Origin of the sequence: Pseudomonas frederiksbergensis, from assembly GCF_003732275.1 — a bacterium.
GTDB lineage: Bacteria > Pseudomonadota > Gammaproteobacteria > Pseudomonadales > Pseudomonadaceae > Aquipseudomonas > Aquipseudomonas frederiksbergensis_H.
On record NZ_MOBM01000018.1, the window covers coordinates 33,643 to 52,402 of the forward strand.

Sequence of the window (18,760 nt, forward strand, 5' to 3'; positions counted from 1 at the left end):
TTGGATATAAATTATTTCGGGATGAGACATGGTTTATGAATCGTTACATATCTACAATCGCCCGCACTGAATTCCCGGCACTGCTCACCCTTACTCAGGTGCATGAGCAGAACTAGGGTGTCGAGAGGCCTGATGGCTTCATGCGACTCCCAGGTGTCGGTGCCTTCCGACTATCCGCACCAAATGGAATTGGTCTGTAACAAGGCCCTTGACCACGAATTCGAATAAGAACTCACCGCAGGCCCAGCAATTGTCGAACAGCGTCTGACGCGCGACGGGCAGGCCCTTATTCAATCCAAGAAAAATGCCAACCCTTGGCAGGGTGAAGTGTTGGCGATCAAAACCCAACTGCATTGCGCAAGCTGCTTTAGAGGTCGTGAGATGAGTAAAAACAGGTACCCCAGACTACTAGGCTTATTGCCGCTGCTCGGCACGTTGTTGCTGGGAGGCTGCAACATGACCTTGCTCGATCCCAAGGGCCAGGTCGGCCTGGATGAGCGAAACCTGATCATCACCGCAACGCTGCTGATGCTGTTGGTCGTCGTGCCGGTCATTTTCATGACCTTCGCGTTCGCCTGGAAATACCGCGCTTCCAACAAGGACGCCGTCTACACGCCAAAATGGTCCCACTCCACCAAGATCGAAATCGCGGTGTGGACTATTCCGGTACTGATCATCATTGCCCTGGGTTACGTCACCTACAAGTCGACCCACGCGCTTGACCCTTACAAGCCGCTGGAATCCGACGTCAAGCCGATCACCATTGAAGTGGTCGCGCTGGACTGGAAGTGGCTGTTCATCTACCCGGAACAAGGCATTGCCACGGTCAACAAGATCGTGTTCCCGGCGCACACCCCGATCAACTTCAAGATCACTTCCGACGCCGTGATGAACTCATTCTTCATCCCTGCTCTGGGCGGCCAGATCTACGCGATGGCGGGCATGCAGACCAAACTGCACCTGATCGCCAACCAGAACGCTGAAATGGACGGTATCTCCGCCAACTACAGCGGCGCGGGTTTCACCGGTATGAAGTTCAAAGCTATCGCCACCTCTCAGGAAGATTTCGATGCCTGGGTAAGCGAAGTCAAAAAGGCACCTAAACAGCTTGAAAAAGCTGAATACGAAGCCCTTGCCAAGCCAAGCCAGAACAACCCAGTCGAGCTCTATTCCTCGTTCACGCCGAACCTGTTCCAGACCATCGTCGACAAGTACGAAGGCATGAAACCAGGCAAGCCGATGCACCACGAGAAGAAAGAGCACGAAATGGCCGCCATGGAAGGGATGGACATGAGTTCGCATTCAGCTGCCGGGGCAGAGGAGTAAACGATGTTTGGTAAATTAAGCTGGGAAGCGGTCCCGTTCCACGAACCGATCGTGATGATAACCATCGCCATGATCGCGCTCGGTGGTCTGGCGCTGTTCGCTGCAATCACCTACTTCAAGAAGTGGACTTATTTGTGGACCGAGTGGCTGACCTCGGTCGACCACAAGAAAATCGGCGTGATGTACATCATCGTCGCCATGGTCATGTTGCTGCGCGGTTTTGCCGACGCCATCATGATGCGTACCCAGTTGGCCATGGCCACCGAGGGTTCGCCTGGCTACCTGCCGCCTGAACACTATGACCAGATCTTCACCGCTCACGGTGTGATCATGATCATCTTCATGGCGATGCCATTCTTCACCGGCCTGATGAACCTTGCAGTGCCGCTGCAGATCGGCGCGCGTGACGTTGCCTACCCGTTCCTGAACTCCCTGAGCTTCTGGCTGCTGGTTTCCGGCGTAGTACTGATCAACCTGTCCCTGGGCGTCGGCGAATTCGCCAAGACCGGCTGGGTTGCCTATCCGCCGCTGTCGGGCCTGCAATACAGCCCTGGCGTGGGGATGGATTACTACATCTGGGCGCTACAGCTATCCGGGCTAGGTACGACGCTGACCGGGGTCAACTTCCTGGCCACCGTGCTGAAGATGCGTACCCCTGGCATGAAGCTGATGGACATGCCGATCTTCACCTGGACCTGCACCTGGGCCAACGTCCTGATCGTGGCTTCGTTCCCGATCCTGACCGCTACCCTGGCACTGCTGACGCTTGACCGTTACATGGATTTCCACATTTTCACCAATGAACTTGGTGGCAATCCGATGATGTACGTCAACCTGTTCTGGGCCTGGGGTCACCCCGAGGTTTACATCCTGATTCTGCCGGCGTTCGGGATCTTCTCCGAAGTCATCTCGACCTTCACCGGCAAGCGTCTGTTCGGCCACCACTCGATGGTCTACGCATCGGGCGCGATCTCGATCCTGGGCTTCATGGTTTGGCTGCACCACTTCTTCACCATGGGTTCGGGTGCCAGCGTCAACGCCTTCTTCGGTCTGGCGACGATGCTGATTTCGATCCCGACGGGGGTGAAGCTATTCAACTGGCTGTTCACCATCTACCAGGGCCGTCTGCGTTTCACCAGCCAGGTGCTGTGGACCCTGGGCTTCATGGTGACCTTCGCCATCGGCGGCATGACCGGCGTACTGCTGGCCATCCCGGGTGCTGACTTCGTTCTGCACAACAGCCTGTTCGTGATCGCGCACTTCCATAACGTGATCATCGGCGGCGCGGTATTCGGTTACATCGCAGGTTTCGCCTTCTACTTCCCGAAAGCGTTCGGCTTCAAGCTGCACGAAGGTTGGGGCAAGGCAGCGTTCTGGTTCTGGATCACCGGCTTCTTCGTCGCATTCATGCCGCTCTACGTACTGGGCTTCATGGGCATGACCCGTCGTCTGAACGCCACCACCAACCCTGAGTGGGTGCCGTACCTGTACGTTGCCATGTTCGGTGCGGTGATGATTGCCTTCGGTATCGCCTGCCAGCTGATCCAGTTGTACGTCAGCGTGCGTGATCGCAACAAGCCAGAGAACATGTGCGAACACGGCGACCCGTGGAATGCCCACACGCTGGAATGGTCGACCTCGTCGCCACCACCGTTCTACAACTTTGCCGTGCTGCCAAAAGCGGAAACCATCGACCCGTTCACCGAAGCCAAGGAAAACGGTACTGCGTACCAGGCTCCGGCCCGTTACGAGCCGATCCACATGCCAAACAACACCGCGACCGGTGTGGTCATGGGTGCTCTGTTGACCGTGTTCGGTTTCGCGATGATCTGGCACATCTGGTGGTTGGCCATCGTTAGCCTGGTCGGCACCGTGGGGTACTTCGTTATCCATGCTGCACGTGATGATCAGGGCTATATGGTGCCGGTCGACGTGATCGAGCGCATCGAAGCCGAGCAGCACAAGCGTCTGGTAGCGGCCGGGAAAGTTCCAGCCACCGCCACCCGTGTTGAAACCTCGTTGGAACAGGCTTAAACCATGTCGAACTTAGTGACCAATGCTGGACACACCCATGTCGATGGACATGGGCATGATGACCATCACCACGACTCGGGCGAGATGACCGTATTCGGTTTCTGGCTCTACCTGATGACCGACTGCATCCTGTTTGCGTCGATCTTCGCGGCGTACGCGGTACTGGTTAACAACGTAGCGGGTGGCCCGTCGGGCCACGACATCTTCGAACTGCCATACGTACTGGGCGAAACCGCTCTGCTGCTGTTCAGTTCGATCACCTACGGCTTCGCCATGCTGGCGTTGTTCAAGGGCAAGAAGAACCAGGTCCTGGGCTGGCTGGCCCTGACCTTCATGTTCGGTGCCGGCTTCATCGGCATGGAGATCAACGAGTTCCACATGCTGATCTCCGAGGGCTTCGGTCCTAGCCGCAGCGGCTTCCTGTCCGGGTTCTTCACCCTGGTCGGCACCCACGGTCTGCACGTGACCAGCGGTCTGATCTGGATGGCGATCATGATGTACCAGGTGCAGAAAAAAGGCCTGACGGCGACCAACAAGACCCGTCTGAGCTGCCTGAGCCTGTTCTGGCACTTCCTGGACGTGGTGTGGATCTGCGTATTCACCGTTGTTTATCTGATGGGGACTATGTAAATGGCTAACGCTCATTCCCACGATAGCCACGACGCCGGCCACGGCAGCGTCAAGTCCTATGCTATCGGTTTCATTCTGTCGGTGATCCTGACCGTCATTCCTTTCGGCCTGGTGATGTACCCGTCGCTGCCGAAAGCCCTGACCCTGTGGATCGTACTGGCCTTCGCAGTCATCCAGGTGCTGGTGCATCTGGTGTACTTCCTCCACCTGGACCGTTCGGCGGCGCAGCGTAACAACGTCATTGCGTTTGTTTTCGCCGCGATCGTAATCGTCCTGTTGGTAGGCCTGTCGCTGTGGATCATGTTCAGCATCCACACCAACATGATGGCGCACTGAGGTAAGTCCGGATGTCCTTGAAGCACTTTATCCAAATCACCAAACCGGGGATCATTTTCGGTAACGTGCTTTCAGTGGCAGGCGGATTTTTCCTGGCCTCCAAAGGGCATGTCGATCTGGCCATCTTCCTGGCTGCGATGATCGGCACGTCCCTGGTGGTGGCCTCCGGTTGCGTGTTCAACAACTGCATCGACCGCGACATCGACCTGAAGATGGAACGCACCAAGAACCGGGTGCTGGTCCAGGGCTTGATCTCCCTGAAACTGGCCCTGGCTTTTGCGACCATCCTTGGTGTTTTCGGCGTTGCACTGTTGTACAAGGTGGCCAACCCGTTGGCTGCACTGTTCGCGGTGATCGGTTTTGTCATCTACGTCGGCTTCTACAGCCTGTACCTCAAGCGCAAGTCGGTTCACGGCACGCTGGTGGGCAGCCTGTCGGGGGCGATGCCGCCGGTGATTGGCTACGTGGCTGTGACTAACAGCTTCGACATGGCCGCACTGACGCTGCTGGTGATGTTCAGCCTGTGGCAGATGCCGCATTCCTACGCCATCGCTATCTTCCGCTTCAACGATTACCTGGCCGCATCGATTCCGGTGTTGCCGGTCAAGCGCGGAATCCAGGTGGCCAAGAAGCACATCCTGCTCTACATCCTGGCGTTCCTCGTAGCGACCTTGATGCTGACCTTCAGCGGCTACGCCGGCATGAGTTACCTCGCCGTCGCCGCGGCCATGGGCATGTACTGGTTGTACATGGCCTGGACCGGTTACAAGGCAGTGGATGACACGGTCTGGGCACGCAAGCTCTTCGTGTTCTCCATCTTCACCATTACTGCGTTGAGCGTGATGATGTCGCTGGATTTTAAAGTGCCGAGTGAGCTGTTGCTGACTTACGCGCCTTAAGCTTCGGATGCTGTAAAGAAAGCCCCGCCCTTCGAGAGAATGGCGGGGCTTTTTATTGGGTTCTTTTTGACGGACCGTGTCGTCCCTATCGCGAGCAGGCTCGCTCCCACACTGGCTCGGTGCTGTCGCCACTTTTGTGCTCGACGCTGACCCCCTGTGGGAGCGAGCCTGCTCGCGATGGCTGCGCTGCGGTGCATCAGGAAAAATGTTAATTAGGCGAACAGGCAATAAAAATCCCCGCTCTGATGGCGGGGATTTTTATGTGCGGCGTTTAGCGTTACTGCGCGGCGATGCTGTAACCGTCGAACGCGGTTTGCTGCTGAAGCGCGGTGATGATGTTCTTGCGGTTGACTGCTTGTTCGGCCCCGGCATTGTCCAGGAAGGTTTCGCTTTCCAGCTCGGCTTCATCGCCTTCGCCGACGAAATTGAAGCCCAGGAATTCCAGCGCTTCACGGTCAACGTTCAGGCGCGAGCGCGGGGTGCGCAGGGGCAGGGTGACGCTGATGCCATCCTTGCTGATGGTGAACACTTCGACTTCTTTCTTGGCGCGAGTCGCTTTGCTCTTGCCGCTGCTCGGGTTGCTGATGGCCTGGTGAGTCTGGTTCAGTACCTTCAGCGCCAAGCCATAAACGATTTCCTGAAACGCGGGGTCGTCCTTGAAGCTGGACAGAATGCGGCTGATCGAGAATTTGCTGCTCAGGTCTTCCAGGGCAGTAATGTCGGCCGCTTCGGCGTCTTTCAGTTGCTTGAGTTCGCCCATCAACTCATAGGCTTTGTCGTCGTCGAAGCTGTCATGAGCCTGGCGGATCGCGGTGCGCAGCTCGCGAATCTGGTCGCTTTCACGGGTGGATTGAAAAGCGTCCAGAACCATCTCGCTGATGGTCTTGGCCTGTGGCACATGCTGTGAAAGATTGATGGAGTTTTCGTATTCCGCTTTGGACGACAAGGTGACTACGGATTCAGCGGTATTGGAATCGGACATTGAAATTTCACTACTTCTTTAACTTGGATTGAGGCGAGAAAGCACGAGGCCTTTTCAGGCCGCCTAATCTATTGGACCGAGGCTGCGTTGTCACGAATGAACAGGCGGCTGGTCAGCATTTTTGCCAGTGCTGTCGACTATTTCCCCATCGAATTTATATTCATCGAGCGAACCACACATTGTTCTGCTGTTTGCTCATCCACCGGCAAGGAGAAGCGAAAGGTCGCGCCGCGTCCGGGCATATCGATCAATTCGATCTCGCGACCGTGCAATTGCAGGATCCGATGCACGATCCGCAGCCCCAGTCCGCCATCGCGCCTGGCGCCGCCAATATTGAACGGGCGCAGGAACAGACCTTCTCGCAGTTCGGGAGCGATTCCCGGGCCGGTATCGCTGATTGTCACTTCGATAAAAGGTCCTTGTGGGCGTAGGCTGAGTTCAATCTCTCCACCTTGAGGCGTATGACGCAGCGCGTTGTCGAACAGGTTGGTCAGCACCCGCTCGATCAACCCCAGATCTGCGCAGGCCGCCGAGACGTTGGGGGCGAAGGTGGCCTTGAGTTCGATCTGGCGTGCTTCGGCGCCGAGTTCGAATTTCTGAAAGATGTCCTGCACCAGATCGGTCAGGGAGAAGCGCTCCAGCACCGGTTGCACGAAACCATGTTCCAGCCGCACCAGTTCCAGCAATGATTGCGCCAGGCCGCCGACCTTGCGGCTTTGATCCAGGGCGATCCCCAGATAGCGGCGGCGGTCGGCGGGGGACAACGTGGCGTCCTTGAGCGACAGGGTTTCCAGGTAACCATGCAGCGAGGCCAGCGGTGTGCGCAGGTCGTGGGAGATGTTCGCCACCAGTTCGCGACGCTCCTGATCCTGACGGGTCAGCGAGCACCATTGTTCGCCTAGGCGCATTTGCATCTGCCGGAAGGCGGCGTCGAGTACGGCAATTTCATCGTGGCTGACGGCTTTTTCTACCGGCTCTGGCTCGAGCGAGACGGGCTGCACCGACGGAGCGCCATTGATATCGAACTGACTGACTTTCTCGGTCAAGCGGCGCAATGGCCGGGTGATCAGGGCAAATGCCGTGAGGCCGGCAATCAGGCAGAGCAACGCTACCAGTCCAATGGACAGCAATGCGGTATTGAGCGCCGCGCTGGTGGCGCCGCGTTCGGCGAAGCGGTCATGCTCTTCGCTGAGCAACACCACATAGAGATAACCGGCCGGTTGACCGTTGACCCGCAATGGCGCGGCACTGAACACCTTGCTGCCATCGACACTGCGCGGATCGTCGCCGAGAATCGGCAGGGACTCACCTTTGAGCAAACGCTGGATCGGCGCCAGATCGACCCGTTCTCGGCGAATCCGGCCTTCGGGTGCGGCGCTGCCGACAATTCGGCCTCCGGTGTCCAGCAGATAGACCTCGACACTGGGGTTGACCAGCATCAGCTGGCTGAACAATTCGCGCACGGCATTGGGCATCGGGCCATTGCGGTCCATCAGCACGGTGTCGTGGGCGATGTGTTGTGCCAGATCCCGCGACAACCCTTGCACCACTTCCAGTTCATGCATGTGGTTGGAGCGCACCTGCATCCATGCCGAGGTGCCGCAGCACACCAATAACAGCACGGCGAACACCAGGGACAGGCGTTGGGTCAGGGTCAATCTCATGGCTGCTCTCCGCTCGTGGCGAATTTGTAACCACGACCCCACACGGTGAGGATGCGCGCCGGTTGCGCCGGATCGGCCTCGATCTTGGCCCGAAGGCGGTTGATGTGGGTGTTGACCGTGTGCTCGTAACCTTCATGACTGTAGCCCCACACCGCGTTGAGCAGGTCCATGCGCGAGAAGACCTTGCCGGGCTGACGGACGAAAAAGTACAGCAGGTCGAACTCCCGCGGCGTGAGGTCAAGACGCCGGCCATCGAGGGAGACTTCACGTGTGATCGGGTCGATGGACAGGCCATCGCTGATCAGGCTGCCAGCGTCCATTTTCAGGTTACGGGCCATGGCGTCGACCCGTCGCAGCAATGCCTTGACCCGTGCCACCAGCTCTAGCATGGAAAAGGGTTTGGCCAGGTAATCGTCGGCACCGAGTTCCAGCCCCAGAATCCGATGAACTTCGCTGGAGCGCGCACTGGTGATGATGATCGGTGTGTAGCGGGCCATGGCCCGGGCGCGGCGGCAGATTTCCAGGCCGTCGACGCCGGGCAGCATCAAGTCAAGGATCAGTGCGTCCCAGCTTCCTTGCTGCAGCAGTCGCATGCCCTCATCGCCGTCGGCGCAATGCACCACCTCGAACTGCTCATCGCGAAGATGCAGGCAGATAAGGTCGGCGATATGCAGGTCGTCCTCGACCACCAGGACGCGTTTGGTCTGTTCCATGGAGCTCAATCCTTTGTGACGCAATGAACACATTGTGCGGGTTTTCCTGAGGCTGAGTTATCACGAATTGTTTAACTCCTCGTGAGGATTTGGCGATCAACTCAAGCCTAGGCTGTGTTCCATGCAAGGCACCTGGAATTTTGGAGAAGGCCCATGTTTTCACGGCGACAGTTTCTCGTAGCAAGCGGCGGGCTGGGGGCTGCGGCCCTGGTGGTCGGTGTATTGCCAAAATTTTCCGCAAGCGTTGCGCTGGTCGACGAGGCCCGCGCAGCGGAGGTTTTCGAAGTGACTCACAGCGATAGCGAATGGCGCGCCATGCTCAGCGCCGAGCAGTACGAGATCCTGCGCGAAGAGGGCACCGAACGGGCTTACAGCAGCCCGCTGAACAACGAGCACGGCAAGGGCGTTTTTGCTTGCGCCGGCTGTGATCTGCGGTTGTTTTCTTCCGACACCAAGTTCGACAGCCGCACTGGATGGCCGAGTTTCTGGGCGCCACTGGACAACGCGGTGGCCACCCGTCAGGACCGCTCCTTCGGCGTGCTGCGCGAAGAGGTCCACTGCCGTCGTTGCGGTGGTCACTTGGGGCATGTTTTCGAAGACGGGCCAAAGCCCACCGGTCTGCGCTACTGCATGAACGGCCTGGCGCTGACTTTCAAGCCACAGGCGTAATCCGTGGGCACTTCCTTTCACTCACTTCACGCAGGTCGACGTTATGTGGCTTCTGGTCCTCGCTTATCTCGGTGGTGTGCTGACGATCGTCAGCCCGTGCATTCTGCCGGTATTACCCTTTGTCTTCGCTCGCACCGGGCAGCCGTTTATGAAGAGTGGCTTGCCGCTGCTGGCGGGGATGGCGCTGACCTTCGCGCTCGTCGCCTCGTTGGCGGCGGTGGGCGGCGGTTGGGTGGTGCAAGTCAATCAGTACGGTCGCTGGCTCGCGTTGCTGTTCGTTGCACTGTTCGGACTGACGCTGTTGCTGCCCCGGTTGGCCGAGCGCCTGACGCGTCCACTGGTGGCAGCCGGCGGTCGGCTGTCGGAAGCCGCGGCTGCCGATACCCGGCCACGTCCCGGCGCTTCGTTGCTGATCGGTGTCGCCACGGGCCTGCTCTGGGCGCCCTGCGCTGGGCCGATTCTGGGCCTGCTGTTGACTGGCGCGGCGCTGCAAGGAGCAAACATCGCCACCACTCTGTTGCTACTGGCTTACGCGGCCGGCGCCGCCACCTCTCTCGCCGCGGCACTGCTGCTGGGCGGTAAAGTCTTCGCCGCGATGAAGCGTTCGATAGGCGCAGGCGAGTGGCTGCGCCGAAGTTTGGGAGTCGCGATGCTGGCCGGTGTGGCGGCGATCGCTTTGGGGCTGGATACCGGGATTCTGGCGCGGGTCTCGACAGCCTCCACCGGCGGTATTGAGCAGGCGTTGGTCAGCCGGTTGGCCGATAAGTTGCCGACCGACAGTGGGGCGATGATGTCGCAGATTCCACGGGGCGGCGATCAACCCGCCGGCAGCATGAAAATGACCGCCAAGATACCGGGCGAACTGCCGATTGAAGGCAACCTCCCATCGCTGGACGGGGCAGTGCAATGGCTCAATTCACCCCCTCTCACCGCCCAGGCCTTGAAGGGCAAGGTTGTGCTGGTGGATTTCTGGACTTACTCCTGCATCAACTGCCTGCGCACCCTGCCGTATGTGAAGGCCTGGGCCGAGAAGTATCGCGATCAGGGCTTGGTGGTAATCGGCGTCCATACGCCCGAGTTTGCCTTCGAGCGTGATGCAGGCAACGTCACCAAAGCCATGAAAGACCTGGGCATCACTTATCCGGTGGCAATCGATAACGACTATAAGGTCTGGCGTGCTTTCAACAACCAATACTGGCCAGCCCACTATTTTGCCGATGCTCAGGGACGCATTCGTTATCACCACTTTGGTGAAGGCAAATACGCCGAATCGGAGCGAGTGATTCAGCAACTGCTGCGTGAGGCGGGCGCCGCGAAGGTCGCGGACGGGCTGATCAATGCTCGCGCCGAGGGTATCCAGCTCGCCCCGGATATGAATGAAGTGCAATCACCGGAAACCTATGTCGGCTATAGACGGGCGGAACATTTCGTTGCTGAAACCGATCTGGCGCCAGACAAGGTGGCGGCCTATAGCCCTCCGTCACAATTGGCCCTCAATAACTGGAGCCTGGATGGCCAATGGACTGTCGGTCCGGAGCGAGCCGTTTCAAGCGCACCGGCCAGTCGTATCGTCTACCGCTTCCACGCTCGCGATTTGCATCTGGTACTGGGCCCCGGTGCTGACGGCAAACCGGTGCGTTTCAAAGTGTTGATTGACGGCAAGCCCCCAGGTGATGCCCACGGTGTCGACGTGGCGCCCGATGGCAGCGGCAATGTCACCGAGCAGCGGTTGTATCAACTGGTACGCCAGACCGCAGGCGTAAAGGACCGGACATTCAGCATTGAATTTCTCGATCCCGGTGTGTCGGCGTATGCGTTTACGTTTGGTTGATAACCCCATTCATTCAGGAGACAAGCCATGAAAATCCTATATAACTGGCGTCGCACCCTGCTGGGATTGGCCGCCGCCAGTGTTATCGGTCAGTGCGCAGCGTTCTCTTTCGGAGGCGCCGAAGAGGCGGTCATCATTCCGCCACCAACCCTCGACGAGAAGACTCAAGCGCGCAGTGAAACGGCAATTTTTGCGGGCGGTTGCTTCTGGGGCGTCCAAGGGGTATTTCAACACGTCAAAGGGGTGAGGAACGCCGTCTCCGGTTACGCTGGTGGCACGGCCGACACCGCTCAATACGAGCGGGTCAGCAATGGCGATACCGGTCATGCGGAGGCCGTCGAAGTCACCTATGATCCCGCTCAAGTCAGCTATGGCAACCTGTTGCAGATCTATTTCTCGGTGGCCCACAACCCCACCGAACTCAACCGCCAGGGGCCGGACAGCGGCACTCAGTATCGATCGGCCCTTTTCCTGAAAAGCGCTGAACAGCAACGCGTCGCCCAGGCCTATATCGCGCAACTCGATGCCGCCCATTCGTTCAACAAACCCATCGTCACCAAACTGGAAACCTACAACGGCTTTTACCCGGCGGAGGAGGAACATCAGGACTTCCTGACGGAGCACCCGACGTACCCTTACATCGTGATCAATGACCTGCCGAAGGTGACGCAGTTGAAGCAGCTGTATCCGGATAAGTATCAGGCGAAGCCGGTGTTGGTGAAGGCTGGTCAATAATGCATTGGCTACTTCAAGCGTGAGCGTTCCATCGCAATGGTCGACGTTTCAAAGCCCAGCTTTGAAAAGAAATCCGAAGCGCCTTCACGGCCCGCGCGCAGAACCCAGGTAATGGCGGTGTTGTCGCCCATGACATGCTCAACCAGTGCGCGACCGACGCCTTCACGTCGAGTTTGCCCGCACACGACAACCATCGACAGATAACCGTTGGATAAACCATCGGTGATACCTCGGGCAAACCCGACGATGTGGGAATCCTTTATCGCAACAGCTGTACGTTGGGAATTTGCGATCAACTGAGCGAAATGCTCAGCTGAGCCGGTGCGGTGAGCCCACCCATTCTCGCCAAGAAAAAGTCGTACGGACTCCACGTCCCAGGGCTGCACATCACGGATAAGCACGGGAGTACTCACCCCGAAATCACATTCTTGCCCGCAATCTTCGACCGATACAGCGCCTGGTCGGCCCTGGCCAGCAGCCCGGTCTGCTGTTCTTCTTCAAAGCGTTGCACCACGCCAAAACTCATGGTCACTTGATAGTCCCCGACCGGCAGCAGGCTCGACAGGCCATGGCGGATTCTTTCAGCGAGCGCCCTGGCGTCGGCCAACAAGGTATTAGGCAGGATCATGATGAATTCGTCGCCTCCCCAACGGGCCAACAAATCACCTTCACGCACGTAGTGCTTAACGCTCTCGATCACCTGCACCAACGCCGCATCACCCAGGGCATGGCCGTAGTGATCGTTGATGTTTTTGAAATCATCGATGTCCATGGCGATCAGCGACAGGGGCTGGCGAAAGCGTTGGGCGCGGTCGCATTCCTGGGGCAGGGCTTTTTCCAGTCGATAGCGATTAGCGATGGAGGTCAGCACATCGGTTTCCGCCAGTTTGCGATTCTCTTCGAGTTGAATCTGCAACTGCTGATTGACCCGAGACAACTCCCGGGTGCGTTCTTCGACGATGGCTTCGAGGGATTGATTGCGTCGTTCCATTTCTTCGAACAGGCGTTTCTTGTCTTCGATACTGCGGTGCGCGCCGACCATTCGTGCCACCGAGCCGTCGGCATTACGTGCCAGCACATAGCCGCGATCTTCGATCCAGGTGTAAGTGCCATCTCGCATGCGGCAGCGATACTCGGCTTGATAGCCGGGTGCGCGCTGCTTCAAGTAGTCATCAAACAGCGCCATGACTCGTGAGTAGTCGTCGGGATGGATCACGTTTTCCCAGGTCAGCACGTTGTTATCCAGGGAATGAGGCGGATAGCCGAGCATCTCGTACCACCCGGGGTTGCGGTAGACGAACCCGGTGTTGGCATTCCAGTCCCAGATGCCATCGCTCACCAGTTCCAGAATGGTATGCAGCATGCCTTCGTTAAAATCTGACAGATTGAACTTCAACGGCTCGATATTCGATGCCTCACCCATCATCGGTCTCCCTGCCGAACTGATATCAACGTGACTCGCCAGTCGAGGAGATTAGTTCATGGGGTATTGCCCCTGCTAGGGGGCGTTCTCAATTAGTTTCCCCGCCGCGTTGTCGCCTTAAAGCGGGCCAGGCAAGGCGCAGGCCGCTGGGAATGGTTGTTCCCTTTCCAAGGCCTGCAACGCAGCCTGGCCCGTTTTAAGGCACAACCCGAAGGGCCGGGCCTGCTGTTGTGCAGGGAAGCGTTGCTCGAAGCTTATTTGGAATGACCAAACCACGCTTCTCGCGCCTTGCCCTGCACAACAGCAGACCCGGCGCGGTGGGGAAACTAATTGAGAACGCCCCCTAATGCTTGCCCCACCTCTGCAGCGCAAAATCGACGAAGCTGCGCAATTTCGGCAAACGGTAGCGGTCCTGGGCGTACACCAGGTTCATTGGCCGACTCGGCAATTGGTAGTCCTGCATCAAGGCCACCAGTTTTCCGTCCTGAAGGTCCTGCTCCACCAAGGCATCGGGCACCATCACGATGCCCATCCCGGTTCGCGCCGCTTGATGCAGCCCCGCCGAGCTGTTGATCAGCATCGGTCCGCTGACCTCCACCATGACTTCGCCTTCGGGTCCCCTCAGGCGCCATTGTTTTGCTACCGAGTGCCAGTCATCTCCGGCCGGGTAGGCGAAGGCCAGGCAGTCATGGTATTGCAGGTCGGTAGGTTTTTCCGGAGTGCCTCGGCGCGCCAGGTAGTCCTTCGAAGCGCACAGGGTCATCGTGTAGTCGATGAGCGGGCGGGCGATCATGTTGGACATCTCGGTGGTGCCCAAGCGAATCGCCACGTCGAAACCGTTGTCGAGCAGATCCAGGCGCTGGTTGGTCAAAACGACGTCGAGTTTGACTTGCGGACAACGCAGGGCGAATTCACTCAAGGCCGGCGCCAGCCGTTCGGTGCCGAAGGTCAGCGGCGCGGTGATGCGCAGGGTGCCGCTCGGCTCGTCGAGGGTCTGTTCGGCCAGACGTTCGGAATCGGCCACCAACCCCAATACCTCAAGACAACGCTGATAATAAGCCGTGCCGAATTCCGTCAAGCGTTGACGCCGTGTCGTACGGTTGAGCAAGCGCACACCCAGACGTTGCTCCAGGGCTCGAAGATGATTGCCGACCATGGTCGTGGACATTTCGCACTGCAAAGCGGCGGCGGTCATGCTGCCGGCTTCCACCACTCTTACGTAAACGGTCATTGCCTGGAACAAATCCATTATCAAGCTCAGCTTTAAAATGATTGAAGTGTTGCAGTGTTTATCCAGCTCAGGTGGCTAACCATACTGCAAAAACACCGACTATTAATGGAGTTTGATGTCATGACCGCCACCTGCCTGATGAGCACCTACCAACCCTTGGCCCTGAGTTTCAGTAAAGGCCTGGGCACGCGCTTGTGGGATAAGGCCGGTCGCGAATATCTGGATGCGGTGGCGGGCGTGGCGGTGACCAACGTCGGCCACTCCCATCCGCGAATCGTGTCGGCCATTAGCGAGCAAGCCGGGCTGCTGTTGCACACCTCCAACCTCTACAGCATCGACTGGCAACAGCGACTGGCACAGAAACTGGTTCGGCTGTCCGGCATGGATCGGGCGTTCTTCAACAACTCTGGCGCCGAAGCCAATGAAACCGCGCTGAAACTCGCGCGGCTTTACGGCTGGCATAAAGGCATCGAGCAGCCGCTGGTGGTGGTCATGGAAAACGCCTTTCATGGTCGTACTCTTGGCACCTTGTCCGCCAGTGACGGCCCGGCGGTGCGCTTGGGGTTTAACGAATTGCCAGGGAATTTCATTAAAGTGCCGTTCGGCGATCTCGCGGCGCTGGAGGCGGTGCAACACGCCCACGGCCCGCGCATCGTGGCGATCCTGATGGAGCCGATTCAGGGCGAAAGCGGTGTGCAAATGGCGCCGCCCGGTTATCTCAAAGCAGTGCGCGAACTGTGCAACCGGCGCACCTGGCTGCTGATGCTCGACGAAATCCAGACTGGCATCGGCCGCACCGGCCAGTGGTTTGCGTTCCAGCACGAAGGCATCATCCCGGACGTCATGACCCTGGCCAAAGGCCTGGGCAACGGCATCCCCATCGGAGCCTGCCTGGCCCGGGGCAAAGCAGCCGAACTATTCACCCCCGGCAGCCACGGCAGTACGTTCGGCGGCAATCCATTGGCATGCCGAGTGGGATGCACCGTGCTGGAGATCATTGAGGAACAAGGCCTGCTGGAAAACGCCAGACTTCAGGGTGAACGCTTGCTCGCCAGATTGTGTATGGAACTGGCCGATGCCCCCAACGTCTTGGCGATTCGCGGCCAGGGTTTGATGATCGGCATCGAACTCAAACAACCGATTCGCGACCTGACCCTGATTGCAGCCCGCGATCATGGACTGCTGATCAACGTGACACGGGGCAAAACCATTCGCCTGCTACCACCGTTGACGATTGATGAGCGAGAAGTGGAGATGATTGTCAGAGGAGTTGGTCGGGCGGTGAGCGCAGCCTGACCTTTCTTGGATGAATGCATTCCCCCTGTAGGAGCTGCCGAAGGCTGCGATCTTTTGATCTTGATTTTTGACAGAATTTGAATCGCTGAAGATCAATAAATCGAAGCCTTCGGCAGCTCCTACAGAATCGGTGTCTGCATCAGTGGAATCAGGAATGATCAGTCGGTTTGTTGCATCGTACTGACGAAAGCCGTGACTTCATCCCGATTCATCAGTTGAAGTTTCGAACCGCTAAACCCTTCGAACAAGCGTTGATGCGCGGCAAATCCACTGGACTCTTCGCGAGTACGATAGCTGCCGGCCCATTCCAGTAACGCTATCAGTAACTCGTCATGCTCATCGCGCTTCGCCTCTCGTTGGCGAATATGACTGACGCAGTCTTCGTCCTCCAGGCATAGCCAGATCAGCGCCGTCGCCTGTTCCACAAGTTCACTGACCATCCACCCATACACACCCTCGATAACCCAACGATTTTTGCTCGCCGCCACACGCGCCATTCCCAATGCCTCGGCGCGGGGACGAGCGATGCTGTGTTCATCGGATATCCAGTGAATCAGGTCGAGATCGATCCAGGGCACTTGTAGATGCTCGGCCAGTCGTTTGGCCAGCCAACTCTTGCCCGAGCCGGAGTTGCCGATGATAAGGGTTCGAGTGAGGTTCATGCTGTGCAGGTAATAATTGCTCATGGCGACTCGGGCAAAGTCATTCAACCGCTTCGGAAATTTCAGGCGCAATCATCCGCGTCTTCGGCGATCCATCCGCATTGAATTGATAAATATTCTGCGGCTGGCCCTTTTCATTGAAGAACACTTGGCCGATCCCTGCCGAGTTCCACAGCCGTTCCCCGGCTTCGGCGTGTTCGGGAATGTGCGGAACAATGCGCATGCGCCGGCGCTTGGTCAGCCAGTTCAGTGGCGAGCGGGGCGAGTAGAGCCAGCGGTTGAGGCGGTCGAACCATTCGAGCAGCGCTGGCGGAAACTCGTTCTTGATCCCGCTGCTGGTGATTTGCCAGATTCGTGGGCCGGCCTTGCGGTGTCGGATCAATACTTCGTAGACGAAGGAATAATGCACATCACCGGACAGCACCACGTAGTTACCGGGTGTGCGGGAGTGTCGGAAAATGTTCAGGATCACCTGGGCCGCGCCGCGATGGGCCATCCAGTTTTCGGCGTCTACCAGCAGCGGATAGCCGCACCAGCTAAACACCCGTTGCACGGTTTCGATCAGTTTGACGCCAAAGATCGGTGCCGGCGAAACGATGATCGCCGAAGGATGATCGAGCAATTCCTGTTGCAACTCGCTGAGTGCCTCCCAGTCCAGCAGACCCGACGGTTGCTTGAGGTTCATCTCGCTGCGCCAGCGCCGGGTGCGGGTGTCGAGCACCACCAGCGCCGGGCGGGTGGGCAGCACGTAATGCCACTTCTGAAAGCTCAGCAGTTCATCGATCAAGCTATCCTGGACGTCGCTGTCGAGGTAATGGTCTTGCCCCGTGGCGCTTAATAGACGGGTTTTTTCCAGCATGTTGCCAAATGCATCCGGGTTGTTGCCCCAACCCTGGCACAACATATAAGCGAGCAGCGCGTTACCGATAATGCGCTTGGAGAACGGATGGCCGTAGGCCGTTTCCTCCCATTGCGCGGAAAGATTCCAGTCATCGGTAATATCGTGGTCGTCGAAGATCATCAGGCACGGCAGATGGGCCATCGCTCGCCCCACACCACCCAGCCCCGTCTTGAACGCATCGATGCGTGTCTGCTCCAGGGCATAGCGCTTGCGGCGTTCGGGCGTCAGTGCCGGTGGTTGCGGCGCGATCAGTATCCAGGACGTTGGCGACCATACTAATAGGTACATGGCCATGACCTCGGCGAAGGTCACCTGATGGTTGTCGGCGCTGCTACTGGTAAAAATCGGCTTACGCGCTCCACCGAAAAATCGTTCGCGCAGAGTTTTGTTGCTCTCAAGCGCCGGTAACAAATCCGCACGATGGTAGTAACTGGCCGGATGCTCGTAGAGTTTGGCGCTGTCGCTGACCACTGCACCATCGAGGTGTTCGTCAAACAGCCCCAGACGCTCGATCAAGGCATGAATTGCCCGCAACATCGGCCCCGCGACATCATCCGCATACACCTGATCGCCGCTCATCATTAATAGTGCGGGGCGCTTGCAAGCGTCCGGCTCGGATTCCAGCAACCGATCGACGCACAGCAAACCATCGGCAGCCGGATGGTGAGGTTTACGGCAGGACCCATGCAGCAACTGATCGATGCGTGAGCGCAGCACGAAATTCGGGCAATGCGCTTCGCCGTACAGCAGATGCGACGCCCACTCGGCGATGCCTGACGGCGTGCCATCCGCTTCGGTGATCAGCAGGTCGTACTGGATCAACGTGTCGCAGGGCAGGGCGGCATCCAGTGGCACATCTATCAAATGAATGAAGGCATGAGTACCGACCGGGATGATCGTGCATTGCCCTGCGTCGAGACGGATGTCGATTCCTTGCAGGCGCAGCGTCAGAGTCAGCGCACGTGACCCCACCAGCCACAGCACCAGCCGCTTGGGTTCCAGGCGCCGTAATAGCGGGCCGACGAGGACCGGTGGCAATGGGGAGTGATCGGCGGGCAATGGCAAAGATACGGACATCCGGGTTCAAGGCTCTTGGTGCAGAGAGGCGGGCGATGATAGCGCAGCTGGTGGCGAGGATTGGCTGATGGCCAATGGCTTATGCCTGAATCTGTAACAGCGATAATCGCTAAAGCCAGGACCGCCCAAGAGCAGAAATCAGTACCCGCCCTGAGGCGCGTTGCTAAAGTGAAAATTAATCGCAGTAGGTGGTTGACCACGAAATAAAACACTGTATTATTCGCCTCCCGCTAACGAGCATATTAGATGCTTGTTCGGCGGCAAGTAGTTGAATCTTATGAAGAAAAACAAAGATTTTACCGCTTGACAGCAACAGAGGCTGCTGTAGAATGCGCGCCTCGGTTGAGACGA

At 58.1% G+C, this 18,760-nt stretch carries 17 protein-coding genes; 9 read left to right on the forward strand and 8 right to left on the reverse strand.

Annotation, left to right across the window (positions count from 1 at the left end):
- Positions 1–381 precede the first annotated feature (381 nt).
- Genes cyoA through cyoE form a run of 5 tightly spaced genes read left to right on the forward strand, consistent with a single transcriptional unit; the run spans position 382 to position 5,225 of the window.
- On the forward strand, positions 382–1,326 hold the full coding sequence (cyoA, locus tag BK662_RS13955) for a ubiquinol oxidase subunit II (RefSeq protein ID WP_123358546.1): 945 nt from the start codon (positions 382–384) through the stop codon (positions 1,324–1,326).
- A 3-nt stretch (positions 1,327–1,329) separates the two neighbouring features.
- The gene (cyoB, locus tag BK662_RS13960; RefSeq protein ID WP_123358547.1) at positions 1,330–3,360 is read left to right on the forward strand and encodes a cytochrome o ubiquinol oxidase subunit I; all 2,031 of its coding nucleotides are present in this window, start codon (positions 1,330–1,332) and stop codon (positions 3,358–3,360) included.
- Between the two features lie 3 nt (positions 3,361–3,363).
- Entirely contained in the window at positions 3,364–3,990 is a 627-nt protein-coding gene (locus BK662_RS13965) for a cytochrome o ubiquinol oxidase subunit III (protein ID WP_123358548.1), read from the forward strand.
- Positions 3,991–4,326: a cytochrome o ubiquinol oxidase subunit IV gene (gene cyoD, locus BK662_RS13970; RefSeq protein ID WP_008025399.1), complete on the forward strand. Its 336-nt coding sequence runs from the start codon at positions 3,991–3,993 to the stop codon at positions 4,324–4,326. It abuts the gene before it with no gap.
- A gap of 11 nt (positions 4,327–4,337) precedes the next feature.
- Entirely contained in the window at positions 4,338–5,225 is an 888-nt protein-coding gene (gene cyoE, locus BK662_RS13975) for a heme o synthase (RefSeq protein WP_095055612.1), read from the forward strand.
- Positions 5,226–5,502: 277 nt separating this feature from the next.
- Here the strand turns inward: cyoE and BK662_RS13980 are convergent, their stop codons facing one another.
- From BK662_RS13980 to BK662_RS13990, 3 genes are all read right to left on the reverse strand, one after another.
- A complete protein-coding gene (locus BK662_RS13980) occupies positions 5,503–6,207 on the reverse strand; it encodes a hypothetical protein (protein WP_123358549.1) in 705 nt (234 codons plus the stop codon).
- Positions 6,208–6,344: 137 nt separating this feature from the next.
- The gene (locus tag BK662_RS13985; RefSeq protein WP_123358550.1) at positions 6,345–7,871 is read right to left on the reverse strand and encodes a sensor histidine kinase; all 1,527 of its coding nucleotides are present in this window, start codon (positions 7,869–7,871) and stop codon (positions 6,345–6,347) included.
- Positions 7,868–8,584, reverse strand: coding sequence for a response regulator transcription factor (locus BK662_RS13990; protein ID WP_052966637.1), 717 nt, complete (start codon positions 8,582–8,584; stop codon positions 7,868–7,870). The genes BK662_RS13985 and BK662_RS13990 overlap by 4 nt, the downstream gene beginning before the upstream one ends.
- 153 nt (positions 8,585–8,737) lie before the next feature.
- On the opposite strand from BK662_RS13990, the gene msrB reads away from it, so the two are divergent.
- Genes msrB through msrA form a run of 3 tightly spaced genes read left to right on the forward strand, consistent with a single transcriptional unit; the run spans position 8,738 to position 11,819 of the window.
- Positions 8,738–9,253, forward strand: a complete 516-nt coding sequence (gene msrB / locus BK662_RS13995) for a peptide-methionine (R)-S-oxide reductase MsrB (RefSeq protein ID WP_123358551.1) — start codon at positions 8,738–8,740, stop codon at positions 9,251–9,253.
- Between the two features lie 43 nt (positions 9,254–9,296).
- Positions 9,297–11,084, forward strand: a complete 1,788-nt coding sequence (locus BK662_RS14000) for a cytochrome c biogenesis protein DipZ (protein ID WP_123358552.1) — start codon at positions 9,297–9,299, stop codon at positions 11,082–11,084.
- A gap of 27 nt (positions 11,085–11,111) precedes the next feature.
- The gene (gene msrA / locus BK662_RS14005; protein WP_123358553.1) at positions 11,112–11,819 is read left to right on the forward strand and encodes a peptide-methionine (S)-S-oxide reductase MsrA; all 708 of its coding nucleotides are present in this window, start codon (positions 11,112–11,114) and stop codon (positions 11,817–11,819) included.
- A gap of 8 nt (positions 11,820–11,827) precedes the next feature.
- On the opposite strand, the gene BK662_RS14010 is transcribed toward msrA, so the two are convergent.
- The 3 genes from BK662_RS14010 to BK662_RS14025 all read right to left on the reverse strand — a co-directional run bounded on the left by BK662_RS14010 (position 11,828) and on the right by BK662_RS14025 (position 14,491).
- The gene (locus BK662_RS14010) at positions 11,828–12,232 is read right to left on the reverse strand and encodes a GNAT family N-acetyltransferase (RefSeq protein WP_123358554.1); all 405 of its coding nucleotides are present in this window, start codon (positions 12,230–12,232) and stop codon (positions 11,828–11,830) included.
- Positions 12,229–13,242, reverse strand: a complete 1,014-nt coding sequence (locus tag BK662_RS14015; protein ID WP_123358555.1) for a sensor domain-containing diguanylate cyclase — start codon at positions 13,240–13,242, stop codon at positions 12,229–12,231. The genes BK662_RS14010 and BK662_RS14015 overlap by 4 nt, the downstream gene beginning before the upstream one ends.
- A 343-nt stretch (positions 13,243–13,585) precedes the next feature.
- Entirely contained in the window at positions 13,586–14,491 is a 906-nt protein-coding gene (locus BK662_RS14025; RefSeq protein ID WP_123358556.1) for a LysR family transcriptional regulator, read from the reverse strand.
- Between the two features lie 102 nt (positions 14,492–14,593).
- Here BK662_RS14025 and BK662_RS14030 point away from each other — a divergent pair, with 102 nt between their 5' ends.
- A complete protein-coding gene (locus BK662_RS14030; RefSeq protein WP_123358557.1) occupies positions 14,594–15,769 on the forward strand; it encodes an aspartate aminotransferase family protein in 1,176 nt (391 codons plus the stop codon).
- Between the two features lie 158 nt (positions 15,770–15,927).
- Here the strand turns inward: BK662_RS14030 and BK662_RS14035 are convergent, their stop codons facing one another.
- Both BK662_RS14035 and BK662_RS14040 read right to left on the reverse strand, forming a co-directional pair.
- Positions 15,928–16,455 carry a P-loop NTPase family protein gene (locus tag BK662_RS14035; RefSeq protein WP_123358558.1) on the reverse strand — a complete coding sequence of 176 codons (528 nt, stop codon included), beginning with the start codon at positions 16,453–16,455 and terminating at the stop codon, positions 15,928–15,930.
- A 16-nt stretch (positions 16,456–16,471) separates the two neighbouring features.
- On the reverse strand, positions 16,472–18,409 hold the full coding sequence (locus BK662_RS14040) for an alkaline phosphatase D family protein (RefSeq protein WP_123358559.1): 1,938 nt from the start codon (positions 18,407–18,409) through the stop codon (positions 16,472–16,474).
- Positions 18,410–18,760 lie beyond the last annotated feature (351 nt).